21 protein-coding genes are annotated in these 18,243 nt (G+C 62.1%); 13 read left to right on the top strand and 8 right to left on the bottom strand.

Translation table 11 applies throughout. The annotated features are described in order from the left end of the window. The first annotated feature begins 52 nt into the window (after positions 1–52). Entirely contained in the window at positions 53–1,021 is a 969-nt protein-coding gene (locus HU806_RS00855) for a GlxA family transcriptional regulator (protein ID WP_186609185.1), read from the top strand. Between the two features lie 10 nt (positions 1,022–1,031). Here the strand turns inward: HU806_RS00855 and kefC are convergent, their stop codons facing one another. From kefC to HU806_RS00835, 4 genes are all read right to left on the bottom strand, one after another. Further along, entirely contained in the window at positions 1,032–2,858 is a 1,827-nt protein-coding gene (gene kefC / locus HU806_RS00850) for a glutathione-regulated potassium-efflux system protein KefC (protein ID WP_186609184.1), read from the bottom strand. 1 nt (position 2,859) lies between these two features. Then, the gene (kefF, locus tag HU806_RS00845; RefSeq protein ID WP_186609183.1) at positions 2,860–3,381 is read right to left on the bottom strand and encodes a glutathione-regulated potassium-efflux system oxidoreductase KefF; all 522 of its coding nucleotides are present in this window, start codon (positions 3,379–3,381) and stop codon (positions 2,860–2,862) included. 91 nt (positions 3,382–3,472) lie between these two features. Next, positions 3,473–4,819, bottom strand: a complete 1,347-nt coding sequence (locus tag HU806_RS00840) for a sensor histidine kinase (protein WP_186609182.1) — start codon at positions 4,817–4,819, stop codon at positions 3,473–3,475. Next, complete coding sequence (locus tag HU806_RS00835; RefSeq protein ID WP_186609181.1) at positions 4,816–5,526, bottom strand: response regulator; 711 nt, start codon at positions 5,524–5,526, stop codon at positions 4,816–4,818. Before HU806_RS00835 ends, HU806_RS00840 begins: the two co-directional genes overlap by 4 nt. Positions 5,527–5,856: 330 nt before the next feature. Here HU806_RS00835 and HU806_RS00830 point away from each other — a divergent pair, with 330 nt between their 5' ends. The 4 genes from HU806_RS00830 to HU806_RS00815 all read left to right on the top strand — a co-directional run bounded on the left by HU806_RS00830 (position 5,857) and on the right by HU806_RS00815 (position 8,864). Beyond that, entirely contained in the window at positions 5,857–6,642 is a 786-nt protein-coding gene (locus HU806_RS00830; protein WP_186609179.1) for an MlaA family lipoprotein, read from the top strand. Continuing rightward, positions 6,635–6,874, top strand: a complete 240-nt coding sequence (locus tag HU806_RS00825) for a hypothetical protein (protein WP_186609177.1) — start codon at positions 6,635–6,637, stop codon at positions 6,872–6,874. Before HU806_RS00830 ends, HU806_RS00825 begins: the two co-directional genes overlap by 8 nt. Positions 6,875–7,016: 142 nt before the next feature. Continuing rightward, positions 7,017–8,318 (top strand): Nramp family divalent metal transporter, encoded by a 1,302-nt coding sequence (locus HU806_RS00820; RefSeq protein ID WP_186609175.1) that lies wholly within the window; start codon positions 7,017–7,019, stop codon positions 8,316–8,318. A 66-nt stretch (positions 8,319–8,384) separates the two neighbouring features. Beyond that, the gene (locus tag HU806_RS00815; protein ID WP_186609165.1) at positions 8,385–8,864 is read left to right on the top strand and encodes a VOC family protein; all 480 of its coding nucleotides are present in this window, start codon (positions 8,385–8,387) and stop codon (positions 8,862–8,864) included. 60 nt (positions 8,865–8,924) lie between these two features. On the opposite strand, the gene HU806_RS00810 is transcribed toward HU806_RS00815, so the two are convergent. Next, positions 8,925–9,326, bottom strand: coding sequence for a RidA family protein (locus tag HU806_RS00810; protein ID WP_186609163.1), 402 nt, complete (start codon positions 9,324–9,326; stop codon positions 8,925–8,927). Between the two features lie 140 nt (positions 9,327–9,466). On the opposite strand from HU806_RS00810, the gene HU806_RS00805 reads away from it, so the two are divergent. Together HU806_RS00805 and HU806_RS00800 are read left to right on the top strand one after the other, a co-directional pair. After that, positions 9,467–10,393 carry a LysR family transcriptional regulator gene (locus tag HU806_RS00805; protein ID WP_186609161.1) on the top strand — a complete coding sequence of 309 codons (927 nt, stop codon included), beginning with the start codon at positions 9,467–9,469 and terminating at the stop codon, positions 10,391–10,393. 30 nt (positions 10,394–10,423) lie between these two features. After that, positions 10,424–10,816 carry a GFA family protein gene (locus HU806_RS00800; RefSeq protein WP_186609157.1) on the top strand — a complete coding sequence of 131 codons (393 nt, stop codon included), beginning with the start codon at positions 10,424–10,426 and terminating at the stop codon, positions 10,814–10,816. 14 nt (positions 10,817–10,830) lie between these two features. Here HU806_RS00800 and HU806_RS00795 read toward each other — a convergent pair whose 3' ends face one another. From HU806_RS00795 to HU806_RS00785, 3 genes are all read right to left on the bottom strand, one after another. After that, on the bottom strand, positions 10,831–11,328 hold the full coding sequence (locus HU806_RS00795; protein ID WP_186609156.1) for a DUF3916 domain-containing protein: 498 nt from the start codon (positions 11,326–11,328) through the stop codon (positions 10,831–10,833). A 108-nt stretch (positions 11,329–11,436) separates the two neighbouring features. Continuing rightward, a complete protein-coding gene (locus tag HU806_RS00790; RefSeq protein WP_186609155.1) occupies positions 11,437–12,882 on the bottom strand; it encodes an aldehyde dehydrogenase family protein in 1,446 nt (481 codons plus the stop codon). A 180-nt stretch (positions 12,883–13,062) separates the two neighbouring features. After that, positions 13,063–13,509, bottom strand: coding sequence for a thioredoxin family protein (locus HU806_RS00785; protein WP_186609153.1), 447 nt, complete (start codon positions 13,507–13,509; stop codon positions 13,063–13,065). 352 nt (positions 13,510–13,861) lie between these two features. Here HU806_RS00785 and HU806_RS00780 point away from each other — a divergent pair, with 352 nt between their 5' ends. From HU806_RS00780 to HU806_RS00755, 6 genes are all read left to right on the top strand, one after another. Further along, positions 13,862–14,710: a transporter substrate-binding protein gene (locus HU806_RS00780; protein WP_186609151.1), complete on the top strand. Its 849-nt coding sequence runs from the start codon at positions 13,862–13,864 to the stop codon at positions 14,708–14,710. Between the two features lie 54 nt (positions 14,711–14,764). After that, positions 14,765–15,427: an amino acid ABC transporter permease gene (locus HU806_RS00775; RefSeq protein WP_186609149.1), complete on the top strand. Its 663-nt coding sequence runs from the start codon at positions 14,765–14,767 to the stop codon at positions 15,425–15,427. A gap of 9 nt (positions 15,428–15,436) precedes the next feature. Continuing rightward, the gene (locus HU806_RS00770) at positions 15,437–16,099 is read left to right on the top strand and encodes an amino acid ABC transporter permease (RefSeq protein ID WP_186609147.1); all 663 of its coding nucleotides are present in this window, start codon (positions 15,437–15,439) and stop codon (positions 16,097–16,099) included. Then, the gene (locus HU806_RS00765) at positions 16,096–16,884 is read left to right on the top strand and encodes an amino acid ABC transporter ATP-binding protein (protein ID WP_186609145.1); all 789 of its coding nucleotides are present in this window, start codon (positions 16,096–16,098) and stop codon (positions 16,882–16,884) included. Before HU806_RS00770 ends, HU806_RS00765 begins: the two co-directional genes overlap by 4 nt. A 24-nt stretch (positions 16,885–16,908) precedes the next feature. After that, positions 16,909–17,298, top strand: coding sequence for a RidA family protein (locus tag HU806_RS00760; protein WP_186609143.1), 390 nt, complete (start codon positions 16,909–16,911; stop codon positions 17,296–17,298). A gap of 165 nt (positions 17,299–17,463) precedes the next feature. Then, a complete protein-coding gene (locus HU806_RS00755; protein ID WP_186609141.1) occupies positions 17,464–18,228 on the top strand; it encodes an IclR family transcriptional regulator in 765 nt (254 codons plus the stop codon). Positions 18,229–18,243: the final 15 nt, after the last annotated feature.

The raw sequence follows: 18,243 nt of genomic DNA, 5'->3' as shown, positions 1-18,243 counted from the left end.
CGCGGCGATGGGCATAATGGCCGGATCTGACATCATTGATTCATTTCACGCCATGCCCAACAAACTCCGTATCGGTCTACTGCTGTTCCCCGGCTGCATGCCCGCCGGCCTGTTTGCGTTCGCCGATCTGCTGCACGCGGCCAATCGCAGGCGCGGGCGGGTGCTGTTCGAGGCGGCGTATGTCGCGCTACACGCCGGTCCGGTGAATTGTGCTCATGGCATCAGCCTGCATGCGGAGGCGGCGCTGGGTAGCGCTGATCTGGACGTGGTCCTGGTGCCTGGTTTCTGGGCCGAATCGGCCGAGCAGGTGAATGCGGTCGTTGCCGGGCAGAGCCAGCTGTTGAAAACACTGGCGAAACGTCTCCGAGACGTTCAGCTCTGGGCCTACTGCACGGGCGTTTGCCTGCTGGCCGCCTGCGGTCGATTGAACGGGCAGGGCGCGACGGTGACCTGGTGGCTCGCGCAGGCGATGCAGGCGCAGTACGCAGAAGTCCGCTGGCAGAGCGAACAGAACTGCGTGTTCAACGAGCGAACCGCCACCGCGTCGGGGGTGAACGGTTACTTGCCCATCGCCGAGCACCTGATCGAGCGAAGCGTGAGCCGTGACGTGCTGCGCGACATCACCCGGCTGATGGTGCTGCCGCGTCCGGCGGTGCCTCATGCGGCGTTCCAGGGCATCGCCCTGATCCAGCAGCCCGACGGCTTGCTGCGTCGGTTGCATGGGCTGATCGAGCAGATGCCGGCGGAGCAGATCACCGTCAAGGCGTTGGCGGAGCGGCTCGCCATGTCCGAGCGCACCCTGGCGCGCAAGGTCGGCAGCGAAACCGGCCAGACCGTCGCCGCGTATGCCCGGTGCATCAAGTTGAACCAGGTCGGCGAGCGCCTGACGCTCACGTCTCTGCCCCTTGCCAGCATCGGCGCCGAGCTGGGGTTCAGCAGCAGTTCCAATCTGCAAAGGATGTTCAAGGCGCTGACGGGGCTGACACCGGTGGCGTACCGGCGTCAGTTTGGGCGTGTGTGAGTGGGGCGGATCAGCTGCGCGCTTCTTCCGTCTCGTTCCGATGATGCTCCGGCCAGCTGTCGACGGGGCGCGCGCGGTCTTCGTTGAACATCTCGGTGAGCAACGCGTTGGCCCGCCGGTAGGCGTCGTGCCGGAACTTGAGGTCGTCTTCCGGCTGGGCGACGATTTCTTCGAGCATCTGCAGGTTGAGGCGACGGAACTGATCGGCGCGCTCACGCGCCTCGTATGCTCCGACACCCATTTGCACCAGCGCACTGCGGCCCAACGCCAACGCGCTCTCGAAGGTTTCCCGCTCGGCGATTTCCACGCCCATCTGACGCAGGTTGATCAGGTGGCCCATGTCCCGCGCGCGAACGACGAGTTTCAGCGTGGGGAAGTGTTCCTGGGCCAACCGGGTCAGTGTCAGGTTGTCTTGCTGATCGTCGATCGCATTGATCAGCACCGCCGCCTGGGCCGCCCCGGCCGCGTGTAGCAGATCGAGGCGCGTGGCGTCGCCGTAGAACACCTTCACGCCGAATTTGCGCAGCGTCTCGATGTTGTCGGGGTCGTGATCCAGGACCACCACCTCGACGCCGCAGGACATCAGCAAGCGTCCGGCGATCTGCCCGAAACGGCCGAAGCCGGCGATGATCACCCGCGGGTTTTGCTGGTCGACGAGGTCGGATTCCTGGCGGCCTTTTTTGCCGGCCGACTCGATCCGCTCCAACACCAAAATGAGCAAGGGCGTCACGCACATCGACAACGCCACCGCCAGCGTCAGGCTCTTGCCCCACTGGTCGGTCAGGATGCCGGCCAGCGTCGCGGCGCCGAACACCACGAAGGCGAACTCACTGCCCTGGCCGAGCAATACCGCCTGCCAGGAACGCTGGCCGGCGGGAACATTCAGGAAGCGACTGACGGTCTTGATCACCAGCAGTTTGATCAGGATGAACCCGAGGGTCAGGGTGATGACTTTCAGCGGTGAGTCGATCAGCGTGCCGAAATCGATCGACATGCCGACGCCGATGAAGAACAACCCCAGCAGCAGGCCCTTGAACGGTTCGATGTCGCTCTCCAGGGCATGGCGGTATTCGGAACTGGCCAACAGCACACCGGCGAGGAAGGCGCCCATGGCCATCGACAGGCCGGCTTCTTCCAGCAGAAAGCCGAAGCCGAACACCAGGAACAACGCCACGGCACTGAAGATTTCACGCAGGCCCGAGCGCGCGGCGAAGCGCAGCAGCGGTCGCGTCACGTAACGCCCGAGCAGCACGACGACGCTGATGGCGGCGACGATCTTGACGATCGACAACGCCAGGGCGGTGCCCGACGGTGTATTGCCGTGGGCCGAGAGCAACGGGATCATGGCGACCAGGGGAATGGCCGCGATGTCCTGAAACAGCAGCACGGCAAAGCTGCTGCGGCCCACGGCGGTCGCGGTCAGGTTGCGTTCGCTCATTGCCTGCATGGCGATGGCCGTGGAGGAAAGGCTCAGGGTCAGGCCTACCAGCAATGCCGCCGTCCAACCCAGCCCGAGTGCTGCGCAAAACGCCGCAATGGCGGCACCGCAAGCGAGCATCTGTAGCGCGCCGCCACCAAACACCATCCGACGCAGCGCCCACAGGCGTTTGGGATCGAGCTCAAGGCCGATGATGAACAGCATCAGGACCACGCCGATTTCGGCGAACTCCAGGATGGCCTTGACGTCGGTAATCAACTTCAGCCCCCACGGGCCGATCACGCAGCCGGCCAGCAGGTAACCCAACACCGGGCCCAGGCCGAAACGTACGGCAATCGGTACGATCAACGTCGCCGAGGCCAGGTAGATCAGCATTTCAATCAGGCTATGGGTCTCCATATCAATCTTCCTTCCAGGCGGCCAGGCGTTCGCCGTAGTGTTCGATTTGTGCGCGTTGGGCGTCGGATTCGGCGGCATACGCGCCATGCACGACCACCGGCTCCAACCAGCGCATGTGGCAGTAAAGCGCGGTCGCCTGGAGGGGCTGGGCCAGCACGCAAAAGCCTGGATAGGCGCCCATCTGGAAATGATCGTGTTCGCCGCCGGTGGTCACCGCCCAGAGCAGGCTTTTGTCCGTGAGGGCCGTTGCGCCTTTGCCGTACGCCCAGCCGTGGGTAAACACCTTATCGATCCACAATTTCAGCAGGGGCGGCATGCTGTACCAGTACATCGGATGCTGGAGCACGACCAGGCCTGCCTGTTCGACGGCGCGCTGTTCGGCCTCGACGTCGATGTCGAAGTTGGGATAGAGGTCGTAGAGAGACCGTATCACCACGTGCGGATGGGTGGACGCGCGCTTGAGCATTTGCTGGTTGACCCGCGACTGGTCGGGGTAGGGATGGGCGTAAACGATCAGGATCATCAGGCAATTCCAGGCGACTGGGTCCAAGGCAAAAGGCCGGACATCCTACCGGGGAAGGCGCGTGATGTTTAGGGCATTGTTCGCCCAGGAGTCAATTGAGCGGGAGCGTGACTTTGACCTCCAGGCCACCATCGCGCCGATTCCTGAGGGTCAGCGTGCCGCCATGCTCCAGCACCGTCGCCCGCGCCGCCGACAGGCCCAGGCCAACGCCGCCGGTGTGCTTGTTGCGCGAACCCTCGAGGCGAAAGAAGGGCGCGAAGACTTGCTCGTGAAATTGCGGCGCGATGCCCGGACCGCGGTCGAGGACGCGGATCTCGACGCAGTCCGTATAGGCCTTGAGCTGGACGCTGGGCGCGGTGCCGTATTTGATTGCGTTGTCGATCAGGTTGGTCAGCGCACGTTTTATCCCGATGGGCCGGCCTACATAGACAAACCGCTGGGCGCCCGCAAAGGAGACCTCGATACCTGCGTCCCTGAAGTCATCGACGACGGTATGCAGCAGTTCCGCCAGGTCGAATGCCGTGGCGTGCTCGAGCCGAGCTTCGTCGCGGAAGAATTCCAGCGCGGCGTTGACCATCGCCTGCATTTCGTCGACATCCCTGAACAACCTCGATTGCTGTTCGGCGTCCTCAATGAACTCGCCGCGCAGGCGCATGCGAGTCAGTGGCGCCCGCAAGTCGTGGGAGATGGCGGCGAGCATTTGCGTGCGGTCCTGGACGAAGTGCTTGAGCTGGGCCTGCATGGCGTTGAAGGCCAGGATCGCCTGGCGTATTTCGTGGGGGCCGACGACCGGGATGGGCGGCGCCCGGAAGTCCACGCCGAAGCGCCGGGCACCCTCGGCGAAGCGTTCCAGCGGTGTCGCCAGGTGCCGCGTGGCAATCAGGGCGACGACCAATGTCGAGAGCAGGATCAGCGCGATAATGATCAGGTTGCGCTGCCATTCCCCCAGTCCCCAACTGCGTGACGCCACGGAAAGGTCCACCCAGGTATGGTCCGCCAGCTCAATGATCAGCGCGTAGCGCCGGGCGGGGTTCTCGGCGGGCCAGTCCCCCGGCTCGTAGGCCTCGATGCGGGCGTCGGGCCTGCCCAGTTGACGACGCAAAAACGACGAGCCCTCGCTGAACTCCGGGTCGTCGACGATGGGCAACCGCGCCTCTTCACGGCGCTGCAACCACTGCACGCTGAGCCCTTGGTCGCTGGCGGCCTTGGCAATGTCGAGCCGTTGTCCGGGGGCGACCGAGTCGATGATGCGGGTGATGGCCGCAGCCTTTTCCATCAGGCCGGTTTCCATCAGGGGAGGGCGCGCCCAGGCACCGGCCACCAGGGAAAACAATTCGTTGAGGGCCAGCAGCGTCAGCATCGCGACCATGGTGGTCAGGGCGATCCAGCGCGCGACCGTGTCCCGTGGTCGAGGCACTTTGGTGCGCTGGCTGGTCATCGTTTCACCACGTGGGGACTGAACAGGTAGCCGCTGTTACGAACGGTGCGGATCATCGATGGGCCCGTAACGTCGGACTCCAGTTTGCGTCGCAGTCGGCTGACCTGGACATCGATGCTGCGGTCAAACGCATCGAAAGTTTCGCCACGAGCCATATCCAGCAACTGCTGGCGAGTCAGTACGCGGCGCGAGTGTTCGGCGAACACCAGCAGCAGCTCGAATTCACCGGCGGACAGCGGGATCATGACCTTATCGGGCGAGCGCAATTCGCGCCGGGTGACGTCCAGCTGCCAGCCTTCGAATTCCAGGACCGGCCGGCTCAAATCTCCCAAGGCGCCCCTGGCTTCGCCGGTGCGCCTGAGAACGGCGCGCACCCGGGCCAGCAGCTCCCGCGCGTCGAAAGGTTTGGTCAGGTAATCGTCGGCGCCCATTTCCAGGCCGACGACGCGATCGCTCAACTCGCCCATGGCGGTGAGCATGATGATGCCGACCCGGTGTTCAGTCCTTAACCGTTGGCAAAGCACCAACCCGTTATCGCCGGGGAGCATGACGTCAAGAATGATCAGGTCTGGCTGCCGACGCTCCACCGCTTGCCACAAGGCGTTGCCGTCGGCGGCGACCTCAACGCTGTAGCCATGTTGTTCAAGAAACTTGCGCAGGAGGGCGAGGACTTCGAGGTCATCGTCCACCAGGAGTAAATGGCTCACGGTGGTCACGTCGGGCAGTGAATACGGGTGGAATACTAGGGTGATTGCGGGGTGCGCGTCATATATTTCAATCCGGAAATAAAGCGACCGGCGCGCAACATTGCGGAAATCTTCGGGCAAGAAAACCGCGGCAGGATTGCGTCGATGTCAGCCAATGAAGCTGTGCACTGAACCCTGTGGCGAGGGAGCTTGCTCCCGCTTGAGTGCGAAGCGCTTACCGTTTTTTTGGGGCCGCTTTGCGACCCAGCGGGAGCAAGCTCCCTCGCCACGGGTTTGGTGTTCGGCTTTCAACGGGTAGGCACTTCTTATTCCTCGCCGAGATATTTCTGTATGCCGATTGCCAGACCCGCGCCGCTGCTTGCTCGATCCACCGTCGTCGTTGCGCTGGCGGCGTTCGCCAGCGGTTGCACCAGCACACCCGCCGCCACACCGGGCAGTTGCCAGCCTGCTCCCTACGCCGTTCACGACCCCGTCGAGCCGGTGAACCGCGGCATCTTCGCCTTCAACCGCACGCTCGACGATTACGCGCTGGCCCCCGTCGCCCGGGGTTATCGCAAACTGCCGGACATGTTCCAGACCGGCGTGCACAACTTCGTCGCCAACTTCGGCGAACCCAAGGTGTTTATCAACGATCTGTTGCAAGGCAACGGGCAGCGCTCGGTCACCACCCTGGGGCGGTTTGTCATCAACACCACCGTGGGCATCGTCGGGCTGATCGACGTCTCGGGCAAGATGGGCATCGAGCGGCACGAGGCCGATTTCGGCCAGACCTTCGGCGTCTGGAACATCGCCCCCGGGCCGATTGTCGAGCTGCCACTGTTTGGCACTGGCAACTTGCGTGATGCGACCGGCAAGGTGGTGAGCTTCGCCGTGGACCCGTTCGGCAGCAACAGCGATACCGTCGAGACGTTGGGCACGATCAAGACCGTCGGCGGTGTCGTCGATGGCCGAGCGGAGGCGCTGCCGCTCACCGACAAACTCCAGGCCCAACCCGATTATTACGTGGCGCTTCGTGACGTGACCGCGCAACGGCGCGCCAACTTCGTCGCCGAGGGCAAGCTGGGCTCCGTGCAAGACGAGCCGCAATGCCAGGAAGAAGGGGCCGCGGATGAATAGCGAAGCGCTGGTCCTGCATCGTCGGGTGAAAAACCTCGGCCAAGGTGCGCTGCACTGTCATGAAGTCGAACTGCGGCTTGCCGAGGATGGCCGTCACGTGTTGCTCAGCCGCTATGTCGAACGGTACCGGCATGACCAGCCGGGTTTGAACGCGGTTCAACACTATCGCATGCCGGTGGCGAGCATGATTCGCTGGATGATCAACCATGGCGAGCAGGGGAATGTCCCGTGAGGGCTTGCCGTAGTAGCGTTTTCCCATACCCCAGGCTTTGAAATATTTTTACACACTTCCAGTTTAATTATGGTTGTACGATGTCGTACGAAATATGATGGACTGTCGCCGTTCTCACAAAAAAAATAACGGAGATCCATCCATGTCGAGCATTCCTTCCGTAGAAGGCAAGGCCAGTGCCCCCGCGCAAGGTCGCGTCACCCGACTGTTGAAGCTACTTGGCCCCGGTATCATCGCGGTACTGTCCTGGCTGGGCGCCGGCGACCTCATCACATCTTCCGTCGCCGGCGCGAACTACGGCTACGCCATGATGTGGGTGTTGGCGGTGTCCCTGCTGCTTCGATACCTGATCGTCAACATCATCGCGCGCTTCCAGCTCTGCAATAACCAGGGCATGACCATCCTGCAAGGCTACGCACAACTCAATCCGTTCTTTGCCTGGTTCCTGCTGGTGTATGCGCTGCTCATGGGGCATTTGATGAATGCCTACATGATCAAGGGCGCCGGCGAGGCCTTGGCCATGCTGCTCAAGACAGACTACCCGCTGCTCTGTTCGGTGGCGGTGGTGCTGGCGGTGTGGATGCTCGTCGGTCGTAATATCTACACAATGATCGAAGGCGTGATGAAGGCGCTGCTGGCGATCATGACCCTGGCGTTCCTGGCGCTGGCGGTGATGTCCGGACCGGATGTCGCCGGTATCGTCAAAGGCACCATCGGCTTCAGCATCCCGCCCGATGAAGGCGTGCACGGTGCGCTGCTGGTGGCGGTGTCGGTGATCGGTGCGGTGGCGGGTTCCATCGCCAACTTTGTCCACCCCTACGTCATGCGCCAGAAAGGTTGGGTCGGGCCGGAGCACAAGCGCATCCAGCGTAACGACCTGCTGTTTGCGGTGTTCGTCGGCATCGTCATCAACCTGGCAATCTGGATTGTCGGCGCGGAAATCCTGCGGCCCAACGGCATTGAGGTCAACACCCTGGGCGACCTGGGCAAGGCCCTGGAAATCTTCTTCGGCCCGATCGGTTGGTACGTCTTCTTCATCGGTGTCTTCGCCACCTTGTTTGCCAGTATTTCCGGCAAGACCACGGCGTTCCCGATGCTCATCACCGACGCCTTCCAGCACGTCAAGCCCGAGCGTCGCGAGCGTTATGGCAAGGAGTTCCATCGCGACCCGATGCACAAATGGTTCATGCTGTTCATCCTCGTGACACCGCTGATCTGGTCGTTGCCGGGCATGCCGGACTTCGTGACCCTGACCATCGGTGTCAATGCGCTGAACATCGTTGGCTTGCCGGTGATTTCCCTGGGCCTGTTGATCATGTCCAACCAGAAGTCGTTGCTGAGCAAGGAATACCGCAACAACCTGTTCGAAAACATCGCCCTGGTCTTTGCCACTGGCCTGGCGCTGTGGGTCGCGTTCCAACTGGGCGTCGATCTGTTCACCTGAGGCCTGGTCATTCACCTTCGCGGGGGCTGCTAGACTTTACCGTCCAGTCCCTTTCGGAGAAGCGCAATGAACAATAAAAACAGGATCTGTCTCTGGTACGACGGCACTGCGCAGGAAGCGGCGGAGTTCTACGCAAGGACGTTTCCCGACAGCGCAGTGAACACCATCCATCATGCGCCGGGCGATTACCCTGCCGGTCAGCAGGGCGATGTGATCACCGTGGATTTCACGGTGATCGGCATCCCTTGTATCGGGCTCAACGGCGGGGCGATGTTCAAGCACAACGAGGCTTTTTCGTTCCAGGTCGCCACCGATGACCAGGCCGAAACGGACCGCTTGTGGAATGCGATCATCGACAACGGCGGCCAGGCCAGCGCCTGCGGCTGGTGCAAGGACAAATGGGGCGTGTCGTGGCAGATCAGCCCTCGGGTGCTGGTGGATGCGGTCACCAGCGCCGACAAGGCCGCCGCCAAGCGTGCCTTCGAAGCCATGATGACGATGACCAAGATCGACATCGCGGCGATCGAGGCAGCGGTGAAAGGTTGACGCTTCGCCATCGCGGACCTGCTCGCGATGGCATTGCTTTGTCGCCCTCAGGTCAACGCGTTACCTGTCGACTTCAGGCAATTTGGCGATCACCTTGATCTCGAACTGAAAACCGTACAGCCACGTCACGCCCACCGCCGTCAGCGTCGGGTGCGGCGCGTTGCCCCAGAATTCGGGCACGACACTCCAGACTCGCTCGAAAATCGACTGCGGGTCGACCATGAAGACCGTGACATCGACCACATCGTCAAAGCTGCAGTCAGCGGCGGCGAGTATCGCCTTGAGATTGTTGAAGGCGCGGCGGACCTGGTCTTCCAGCACGGGCTCGGGTGAGCCATCCTCAGTGCTGCCGACTTGCCCGGAGACGAACAGGAAACCATTGGAACGAATCGCCGGCGAATAGCGGTTGCGTTCGTATAGCGCCTGGCGTCCGGGTGGGAAAACTACGTCACGCGGTGTCATGGGAACCTCCGGAAATCATGTGGAACGACGCGAATTCATCGTTGCAGTCACTCTAGGGGCTTGTACCGGGGCGATAAACGAGCAACCTTGGCGCTCACTGTTCGTGAATCCCAAACAATCTGACGGAGGCGGCGGGAAAGATGGATCGTTTCGATGCGATGCAAGCGTTTGTTCGAGTGGTGGAGGCGGGCAGTTTTACCAAGGCGGCGCAAACCCTGCACATGAGCAAGACCACTGTGACCCAGTTGGTGCAGCAGCTCGAGGCACGCTTGCGGGTCAAGCTGCTCAACCGCACGACGCGCAAGGTCAATGTCACCGCTGACGGTGCAGTCTTCTACGAGCGGGCGATTCGCCTGCTGGCGGACATGGACGATGCCGAGACCAGCCTGTCGGGCGCCCAGGCGCTGCCTCGAGGGCGTTTGCGGGTTGATGTGCCGAGCCCGCTGGCCGCGATGATCCTGGTGCCGGCGCTGCCAGCTTTTCATGCCCGCTACCCGGACATCCAGATCGACATGGGCGTGAGCGATCGCATCGTCGACATCATTGACGAAAACGTCGATTGCGTGGTGCGTGGCGGCGAACTGAAGGACCAGTCGCTGATTGGCCGGCGCGTCGGCGACCTGGCCCTCGGCGTCTTCGCCGCGCCGAGTTACCTGGCGCGCGTGGGCACGCCCGTTCATCCCCGGGAACTGGAGGAATCCGAGCACCGCATCGTCGGTTTCCTCTGGGCACGCACCGGTAAAGCGCTGCCTTACGCCATGCACAACCACGACGAGCGCCTGCACATCAAAGGGCGCTACGTCGTGGCGGTCGACGATGGCAACGCTTACCTCGCCGCAGGCCTGGCGGGGTTGGGAATACTCTGGCTGCCCAGCTACATGTCACGACTCCACGAGGCGCAGGGCACGCTGGTGCCGCTGTTCACAGGCTGGCGCCTGGACCCGATGCCGCTCTACGTGGCTTACCCGCCGAACCGGCATATCAGCGCCAAGCTGCGGGTGTTCATTGACTGGGTGGTGGAGCTGATGGCGCAACACGCGCCTATCCTTGATCGGCACACGTCATGAAATCTTTCTTGAATGCAGAGGAGAGCAGCGATGGACCGATTCACCGGCGGTTGTCTGTGCGGCAACGTTCGTCTTGAAGCCTCCGGCCGCCCTCACCGGGTTGGCCTTTGCCACTGCCTGGATTGCCGCAAGCACCATGGCGCAGTGTTTTTCGCGGCGGCCGTGTTCCCCCAGGACGCGGTGACCATCACGGGCGAAACCCGGGACTACGCCGGGCGTTTTTTCTGCCCCCACTGCGGCTCGTCACTCTTCGCTCGCAGCGGCGACGAAATCGAAGTGCACCTCGGCGCGCTCGACGCCCCTGATCAACTGACGCCCACCTACGAATGCTGGACCGTGCGCCGTGAGTCCTGGTTGCCGGCATTTGCGTTGGCGCGGCGGTATCAGGGCGATCGCGAGGGTAGCGGGCGGTCGGAGGAGTAGGGCCTGCGAGGCGCTCAGGCCGGTTCGCCTATGCACCACCATTGGACTGTAACGTTGTTTTCAGGGTGGACTACGTTTCGCCCGTGCTCAGTGAAATGCGGTGGAACGTGCAGCGCCAACTTATCGCTGATCCTTTGGGGCGCTAGCGCGTTCGCGTCGCTGAGGAAACCCAGGTAGTAGTCTTTGTCATAAAAAATGGTGACTTCGCTTTCATAGAGCCATGGCCATGTCAGAAGGCAGGCGACGCGGTAATAACCTTCGGAGCGGTCCGCCGCCCGGGATAGGTGGGTCGCTGCCTCAAGCAACTGCTGGACGCAGAACGCCTGGACTTCGATCCGGGCTTGATCGCCTTCGACCAGCAGCTCGTGGACCGGGATTTTCCAGTTCGAGTATCGGTAACCGTCCTGCCGTGGATAGAAATTGCCTTCGAAACCCGACGCCCAGCGCTCGATTGAGCGAAGGCGGCGATGCAGGCCCCTAAGTGGCTTTCCGTTGACGCTGATTTGCCGCATTGATGTGTCCTGCCAAACGAGGCCGGCCATTCTCCGGGCTCCACTGCGGCAATCCAAGGATAGCGCTGGCCAATTCGGTGTCATTTGGTGTCAGCGATATCCGAGTAATCAGCCAAACCCGACAATCGCCTTGATCTCCAGATACTCCTCGAACCCATGGACCCCATATTCGCGCCCATTGCCAGAGCGCTTGTATCCGCCGAACGGGGCCATGGGGTTCCAGGCCGGGTAGTTCAGCAGCACTTGTCCGGCGCGGATGCGCGCGGCCACGGCGCGTGCTTGATCCAGGTCCTGGCCCTGGATGTGCGCACCGAGCCCGTAAACGGTGTCGTTGGCGATGGCGACGGCTTGGTCCAGGGTGTCATACGGGATAATGCACAGCACCGGGCCGAAGATTTCTTCCTGGGCGATGCGCATGCCGTTGTCGACTTGCGAGAACACCGTTGGCCGGGTGTAGAAGCCTTTGGCAAAACCGTCCACACGGCCTGGTCCGCCGCAAATCAACTTGGCGCCTTCCGCGATGCCCGCTTCGATCATCGCCTGCACGCGCTTGTACTGGGCCTCGTTGGCGATCGGGCCCAGCACGGTGTCTTCCGACTGTGGGTCGCCGACAACAATCGCATTGGCCGTGGCGGCCGCCAGTGCCTCGACTTCCGCCAGGCGGTTCCTCGGCACGATCATCCGCGTCGGTGCGCTGCAAGACTGGCCGACATTGCGCAACGCCGACATCACGCCTGGCGGCACGGCCTTGGCGAAATCGGCGTCGGGCAAGAATACGTTCGGCGACTTGCCGCCCAGCTCTTGGGTGACGCGTTTCACCGTTGGGGCCGCGGCTTGCGCGACCAAGGCGCCCGCGCGGTTGGAGCCGGTGATGGAGATCATGTCGATCTCGGGGTGCGCCGCCATGGCCGCGCCGACTTCGGCACCGCCGCCGTTGACGAGATTGAACACGCCCGCCGGCAGACCGGCGTCATGCACCAATTGGGCGAACAACAGGGCGCTCAAGGGGGACAGTTCGCTGGGCTTGAGCACCACGGTGCAACCGGCGGCAATCGCCGGGGCAACCTTGGCGGTGATCTGGTAGAGCGGCCAGTTCCAAGGCGTGATCAGACCGCACACCCCGATGGGTTCACGCACGATGGCGGTGCCGTTCTCGATCTTTTGGAATTCATAGGTGGACAGCACATCGTGCGCCACCCGGACGTGTTCGGCCGCCAGCGGCACTTGCATGGATCGGGCAAAACCGATCGCCGCGCCCATTTCCAGGGACAATACCTGGGCCAGGGATTCCTGATGTTCGAGGATCAGCTCATGGAGCTTGCCGAGGATTTTCGCGCGATCGGCCACTGGCGTCGCGGCCCAGCCCGGCATCGCCGCCCGGGCTGCCGCGACGGCACGGTCAACGTCGTCGGACGATCCTTGGGCAACCTCGGCGACTACCTCCCCGGTAGCCGGATTGATCACAGCCAGCGTCGTCGCTTGGGCCGGCAACTGCCAACGACCATTGATGTAGAACTGTCCGGTGTTGTGCGGAATATAAGAGGGTTTGGTCATCCTTCGGGCTCCCGTAGAGCGTTGATGACACTGCCGGCAGCAGGTCGTGATTGCATGCCCATAAACTAACAAAGCGGTCCTGGCGGGTTGTGCCGTTGTTGGGCTCGGCAAAGAAGAATCTGCTGTATCTGTCGGGCTAACTTTGCAAAAACGTAGCGAAGGGGCTTCGCAGGCCCGGCGTTACCGAGGCGTCGCCCGCCACCGCAAAAGCGCCGGCGCCCGACGGGCGGTGCACAAGGTTCGGATCTGCTGGCGCAACCAGCGCACATCGTGACGGCGCGGCGTCGGCAAGCGCCTGGGTTTGGTCCGGCCGACCAGCTCGGTAAAGGTCTGGATGAACGAGGCCGGGTCGCCGATGCCCTTGAGCTTGCGCTGTAGTTTTCCGTCTTTATAGAACAAGACAGTGGGCGTGCCGGTGACTTCCGGGTGCCGGGGCGATTGATCGGTGCTCAGTTTGTAGATCACGGCCCGACTCTCGAACGTCTCGGCGACCTTGCAGAACAGCGGGTCGGCCATCCCACAGGCGTAGCACTGCGGATGGCCGAAATAGAAGACCACCGGGCGCCAGGTCTTGAGCGCCTTGCGGTAGTCCTTCTGAGTGCTGACGTGGGTAATGAGCGAGCTCATGGCGGCTTTCCCTGTTTCGAGACGTGCCCAAAACCATAATCAACATGACCGGGTGTCGCTACTGTCAAAGTTGACAGGTTGGCGGAGCCATTTCGGTGCGGTGGGGTGTTTTGCGCACTTGATGTGCTTCGCGCTGGGGCCTTGCTACTCGGCAGCCGTAGCCAACGGTAGCAACCGTAGACGCGCGATGATTTCGCACGGCATCGGCTGTTTTTCTATCTGCCTGATTTCCTTGAGGTTCCATTTTTCTCTCCACCGCGCCGAAAGGCTGTGGCACACTTTCTGCTGTCTATTCCGTTGTTACATACCACATTCCGGTATAGCGGAATAAACTCACCTTGGAGTGCTTGCCATGCAACGCCGACCTTCCTTGTTCAAAGCGTGTGTTTTTTTCTTCGCAGCCACGACGGCTGCCATGGGTGTCGCCCAGGCGGCCGACAGCAAGCTCGACAGCGTGCTGCAACGCGGGAAATTGATCGTGGGCACCGGCAGCACCAACGCGCCGTGGCACTTCCAGGGAGCGGATGGCAAGTTGCAGGGGTTCGATATCGACATTGCGCGGATGGTCGCCAAGGGCCTGTTCAATGATCCGGAGAAAGTCGAGTTCGTGGTGCAGTCGTCCGACGCGCGGATTCCCAACTTGCTGACCGACAAGGTCGACATGAGTTGCCAGTTCATCACCGTCACCGCCAGTCGCGCCCAGCAAGTGGCGTTCACCCTCCCTTACTACCGCGAAGGGGTGGGCCTGCTATTGTCGGCAAACAGCAAGTACAAGGAGATCGAAGACCTCAAGGCGGCGGGCGATGACGTCACCGTGGCGGTGTTGCAGAACGTCTATGCCGAAGAACTGGTGCACCAGGCGCTGCCCAAGGCCAAGGTCGATCAATACGACAGTGTCGACTTGATGTATCAGGCGGTGAACTCCGACCGCGCCGATGCCGCCGCCACCGACCAGTCTTCGGTCAAATACCTGATGGTGCAGAACCCTGGACGCTACCGCAGCCCGGCCTATGCCTGGAGCCCGCAAACCTATGCCTGTGCAGTCAAGCGCGGCGACCAGGACTGGTTGAACTTCGTCAACACCGCCCTGCACGAGGCCATGACTGGCGTGGAGTTCCCCACCTATGCGGCGTCGTTCAAGCAGTGGTTCGGCGTCGAGCTGCCGTCGCCTGCCATTGGTTTTCCGGTTGAATACAAATGACCCTGTGAGCCCGGAGCGCCACATCAAGGCGCTCCGACTAAGGTATTGCCGACCATGAATTATCAGTTGAACTTTGCCGCCGTCTGGCGCGATTTCGATACCTTGCTGGCGGGGCTGGGCCTGGGCCTTTCCCTGGCGCTGGTGTCGATTGCCATCGGTTGCGTGATCGGCCTGCTGCTGGCGTTCGCGCTGCTGAGCAAGCACCGCCTGCTGCGAGTGCTGGCCTCGGTGTACGTCACGGTGATCCGCAATACGCCGATCCTGGTGTTGATCCTGCTGATCTATTTCGCCTTGCCGAGCCTGGGCATTCGCTTGGACAAGCTGCCGTCGTTTGTCATCACGCTTTCGTTATACGCCGGGGCCTACCTGACCGAAGTGTTCCGCGGTGGGCTGGTGAGCATTCACAAGGGACAGCGTGAGGCGGGATTGGCGATCGGCCTGGGTGAGTGGCAGGTGAAGGCCTACGTCACCGTGCCGGTGATGTTGCGCAATGTGCTGCCGGCTTTGTCCAACAATTTCATCTCACTGTTCAAGGACACGTCCCTGGCGGCGGCGATTGCCGTGCCGGAGCTGACCTATTACGCCCGCAAAATCAACGTGGAGAGCTACCGGGTGATCGAAACCTGGCTCGTGACCACGGCCCTGTATGTCGCGGCCTGTTACCTCATTGCCATGCTGCTGCGGTATTTCGAGCAGCGCCTGGCGATCCGCCGTTAGGAGTGTTCCATGTACGAATCCCCCAGTTGGTTGCATGAGTTGTGGGTCGCCCGGGACACCTTGCTGGCCGGTTTCCTCACCAGCGTGCAGTGTTCGCTGCTGGCGATTGTGTTGGGCACCTTGATCGGTGTCGCCGCCGGGCTGGCGCTGACCTACGGGCGGGCCTGGACGCGCGCGCCGTTTCGTTTCTACGTCGACCTGATTCGCGGCACGCCAGTGTTTGTGCTGGTGCTGGCCTGCTTCTACATGGCGCCGGCGCTGGGCTGGCAGATCGGCGCGTTCCAGGCCGGCGTGCTGGGCCTGACGCTGTTCTGCGGCTCCCACGTGGCCGAGATCGTGCGCGGTGCCTTGCAGGCCTTGCCCCGTGGGCAGATGGAAGCGAGCCAGGCCATCGGCCTGACGTTCTACCAGGCGCTAGGCTATGTGCTGTTGCCCCAGGCGTTGCGGCAGATCCTGCCGACCTGGGTCAACTCCTCCACCGAGATCGTCAAGGCCTCGACCTTGCTGTCGGTGATCGGCGTTGCGGAATTGCTGCTCAGCACCCAGCAGATCATCGCCCGGACCTTCATGACCCTGGAGTTCTACCTGTTCGCCGGGTTTCTCTTTTTCATCATCAACTACGCCATCGAATTGCTCGGGCGGCACATTGAAAAACGGGTGGCCTTGCCATGACTGACGTATCCCTCTCCAACGCCCAACCGCTGCTGGACATTCGCGGCCTGCGCAAACAATACGGCCCGCTGGAAGTGCTCAAGGGCGTGGACCTGAGCATGCAGCGCGGCAACGTGGTCACGCTCATCGGTTCCAGCGGCTCGGGCAAGACCACGCTGTTGCGCTGCGTGAACATGCTGGAAGAATTCCAGGGCGGCCAGATCGTGCTCGACGGCGAGTCCATCGGTTATGACGAGGTGGACGGCAAGCGTGTCCGCCATCCCGAAAAAGTCATCGCCCGACACCGGGCGATGACCGGCATGGCCTTCCAGCAATTCAACCTGTTTCCCCATTTGACCGCGCTGCAGAACGTCACGCTGGGACTGCTCAAGGTGAAAAAACTGCCCAAGGACGAAGCGGTGGCCCTGGCTGAAAAATGGCTCCAGCGGGTCGGCTTGCTGGAACGGCGCGATCATTTTCCCGGTCAGTTGTCCGGCGGCCAGCAGCAGCGCGTGGCGATTGCCCGGGCCATTGCGATGAACCCGAGCCTGATGCTGTTCGACGAAGTGACTTCGGCCCTTGACCCGGAGCTGGTCGGCGAAGTGCTGAACGTGATCAAGGGGCTGGCCGAAGACGGCATGACCATGCTGCTGGTGACTCACGAAATGCGCTTTGCCTTCGAGGTGTCCGACAAGATCGTCTTCATGAACCAGGGCCGCATCGAAGAACAGGGACCGCCGAAGGACTTGTTCGAACGCCCGCAATCGCCACGCTTGGCGGAATTCCTCAAGAACACCCGTTTTTAAATTCAATTCAACAAGGAGATAACCATGAGCATTACGCGCTACGGCACCGGCAGCACCGCGGGCGGCGGCCAGCCACGGCCCTTCGCCCGCGCCGTGGAGGCCGATGGTTGGCTGCATGTGTCCGGCCAGGTGCCGGCGGTCAATGGCGAGATCGTTGCCGGGGGGATCGTCGAGCAGACGCACCAGACCATGAAGAACCTGGTGGCCATTCTCGAAGAGGCCGGCTACGGCCTGGAGGATGTGGTGCGCTGTGGCGTCTGGCTGGATGACCCGCGGGACTTCTGGAGTTTCAACAAGGTCTTCGGCGAGTACTTCAGCCCGGAACACGCCCCGGCCCGGGCTTGTGTGCAGGCGAGCATGATGGTCGATTGCAAGGTCGAGATCGATTGTGTGGCGTACAAGAAAAAAGGATGAACCCGATATTCTGGCGAATTCGCTTTTGTGGCGAGGGAGCTTGCTCCCGCTGGCCTGCGCAGCAGGCCCATCTTTTTGCGACTGCTGCGCAGCCGAGCGGGAGCAAGCTCCCTCGCCACAATAAAGATACATGCGACTATGAGTGAAACTTCAGGAACCAAAGACATGACCGAAGACACCATCAAACGCCGGGCCCGAGGATTGGATCGGGCGTTCGATATTCTCGATTTCCTCAAGGAAATCGGCCAGCCGCTGCGCCCGAACGATATTGCCAGCGGCATCGGCAGCCCCAAGTCCACGGTCTATGAGCTGGTGGCGTCGCTGCTGGAGCGGCGCATCCTCGAGCCGGTGGGCAAGGACGGTCACGTCTATCTGGGCCGCCAGTTGTATTTTCTCGGGCAGGCGCACCTGCGGCATTTCGATTTGAGCCGCGAGGCCGATCACGCCTTGCAGGAAATCGTCCGCCAGACCCGGGAAACGGCGCAGATGTGCCTGCTCAACGGGCGCAAATACACCGTCGCGCTGATGAAGGAGGGCGAGCGGCATTTTCGCATTTCGTCGGACATCGGCGAGAACGCGCCGATCCCCTGGACCGCGTCCGGGCGCCTGCTGCTGGCGCATTTGAGCGACCAGCAGATCGTCGACCTGATCGACCCGGACGACTTCATCCTGCCGGACGGCGAGCGCCTGCCCCTTGAGCAGTTCCTCAAGGAAATCCGCCAGGCCGGCATGGATGGATTTTTCTCCTTCGACAGCGTTGCCGACACCTTCACCCATTGCTTCGCCGCCCCGGTCAAAGACCCCAATGGCGTGGCGATTGCGACCCTGTGCATCGTCGCCCCGAGGGCCGACGCCAAGGACAATTACGCCGACTACCGCCGGGTGCTGATCGAAAGCGCCAACAACCTGGCCCGTCGCATCAACGAATAGACAGCCGAGGCTGTG

Origin of the sequence: Pseudomonas sp. SWRI154, from assembly GCF_014268645.1 — a bacterium.
Classification (GTDB): Bacteria; Pseudomonadota; Gammaproteobacteria; order Pseudomonadales; family Pseudomonadaceae; genus Aquipseudomonas; species Aquipseudomonas marvdashtae.
Note: the sequence above shows the minus strand (reverse complement) of the source record. Positions and strands in the feature narration are given on the sequence as shown.

Coding starts and splice junctions, on each gene's coding strand:
- HU806_RS00855 (WP_186609185.1), top strand. CDS start 53: ATGCCCAACAAACTCCGTATCGGTCTACTGCTGTTCCCCGGCTGCATG.
- kefC (WP_186609184.1), bottom strand. CDS start 2,858: ATGGAGACCCATAGCCTGATTGAAATGCTGATCTACCTGGCCTCGGCG.
- kefF (WP_186609183.1), bottom strand. CDS start 3,381: ATGATCCTGATCGTTTACGCCCATCCCTACCCCGACCAGTCGCGGGTC.
- HU806_RS00840 (WP_186609182.1), bottom strand. CDS start 4,819: ATGACCAGCCAGCGCACCAAAGTGCCTCGACCACGGGACACGGTCGCG.
- HU806_RS00830 (WP_186609179.1), top strand. CDS start 5,857: ATGCCGATTGCCAGACCCGCGCCGCTGCTTGCTCGATCCACCGTCGTC.
- HU806_RS00825 (WP_186609177.1), top strand. CDS start 6,635: ATGAATAGCGAAGCGCTGGTCCTGCATCGTCGGGTGAAAAACCTCGGC.
- HU806_RS00820 (WP_186609175.1), top strand. CDS start 7,017: ATGTCGAGCATTCCTTCCGTAGAAGGCAAGGCCAGTGCCCCCGCGCAA.
- HU806_RS00815 (WP_186609165.1), top strand. CDS start 8,385: ATGAACAATAAAAACAGGATCTGTCTCTGGTACGACGGCACTGCGCAG.
- HU806_RS00810 (WP_186609163.1), bottom strand. CDS start 9,326: ATGACACCGCGTGACGTAGTTTTCCCACCCGGACGCCAGGCGCTATAC.
- HU806_RS00805 (WP_186609161.1), top strand. CDS start 9,467: ATGGATCGTTTCGATGCGATGCAAGCGTTTGTTCGAGTGGTGGAGGCG.
- HU806_RS00800 (WP_186609157.1), top strand. CDS start 10,424: ATGGACCGATTCACCGGCGGTTGTCTGTGCGGCAACGTTCGTCTTGAA.
- HU806_RS00795 (WP_186609156.1), bottom strand. CDS start 11,328: ATGCGGCAAATCAGCGTCAACGGAAAGCCACTTAGGGGCCTGCATCGC.
- HU806_RS00790 (WP_186609155.1), bottom strand. CDS start 12,882: ATGACCAAACCCTCTTATATTCCGCACAACACCGGACAGTTCTACATC.
- HU806_RS00785 (WP_186609153.1), bottom strand. CDS start 13,509: ATGAGCTCGCTCATTACCCACGTCAGCACTCAGAAGGACTACCGCAAG.
- HU806_RS00780 (WP_186609151.1), top strand. CDS start 13,862: ATGCAACGCCGACCTTCCTTGTTCAAAGCGTGTGTTTTTTTCTTCGCA.
- HU806_RS00775 (WP_186609149.1), top strand. CDS start 14,765: ATGAATTATCAGTTGAACTTTGCCGCCGTCTGGCGCGATTTCGATACC.
- HU806_RS00770 (WP_186609147.1), top strand. CDS start 15,437: ATGTACGAATCCCCCAGTTGGTTGCATGAGTTGTGGGTCGCCCGGGAC.
- HU806_RS00765 (WP_186609145.1), top strand. CDS start 16,096: ATGACTGACGTATCCCTCTCCAACGCCCAACCGCTGCTGGACATTCGC.
- HU806_RS00760 (WP_186609143.1), top strand. CDS start 16,909: ATGAGCATTACGCGCTACGGCACCGGCAGCACCGCGGGCGGCGGCCAG.
- HU806_RS00755 (WP_186609141.1), top strand. CDS start 17,464: ATGACCGAAGACACCATCAAACGCCGGGCCCGAGGATTGGATCGGGCG.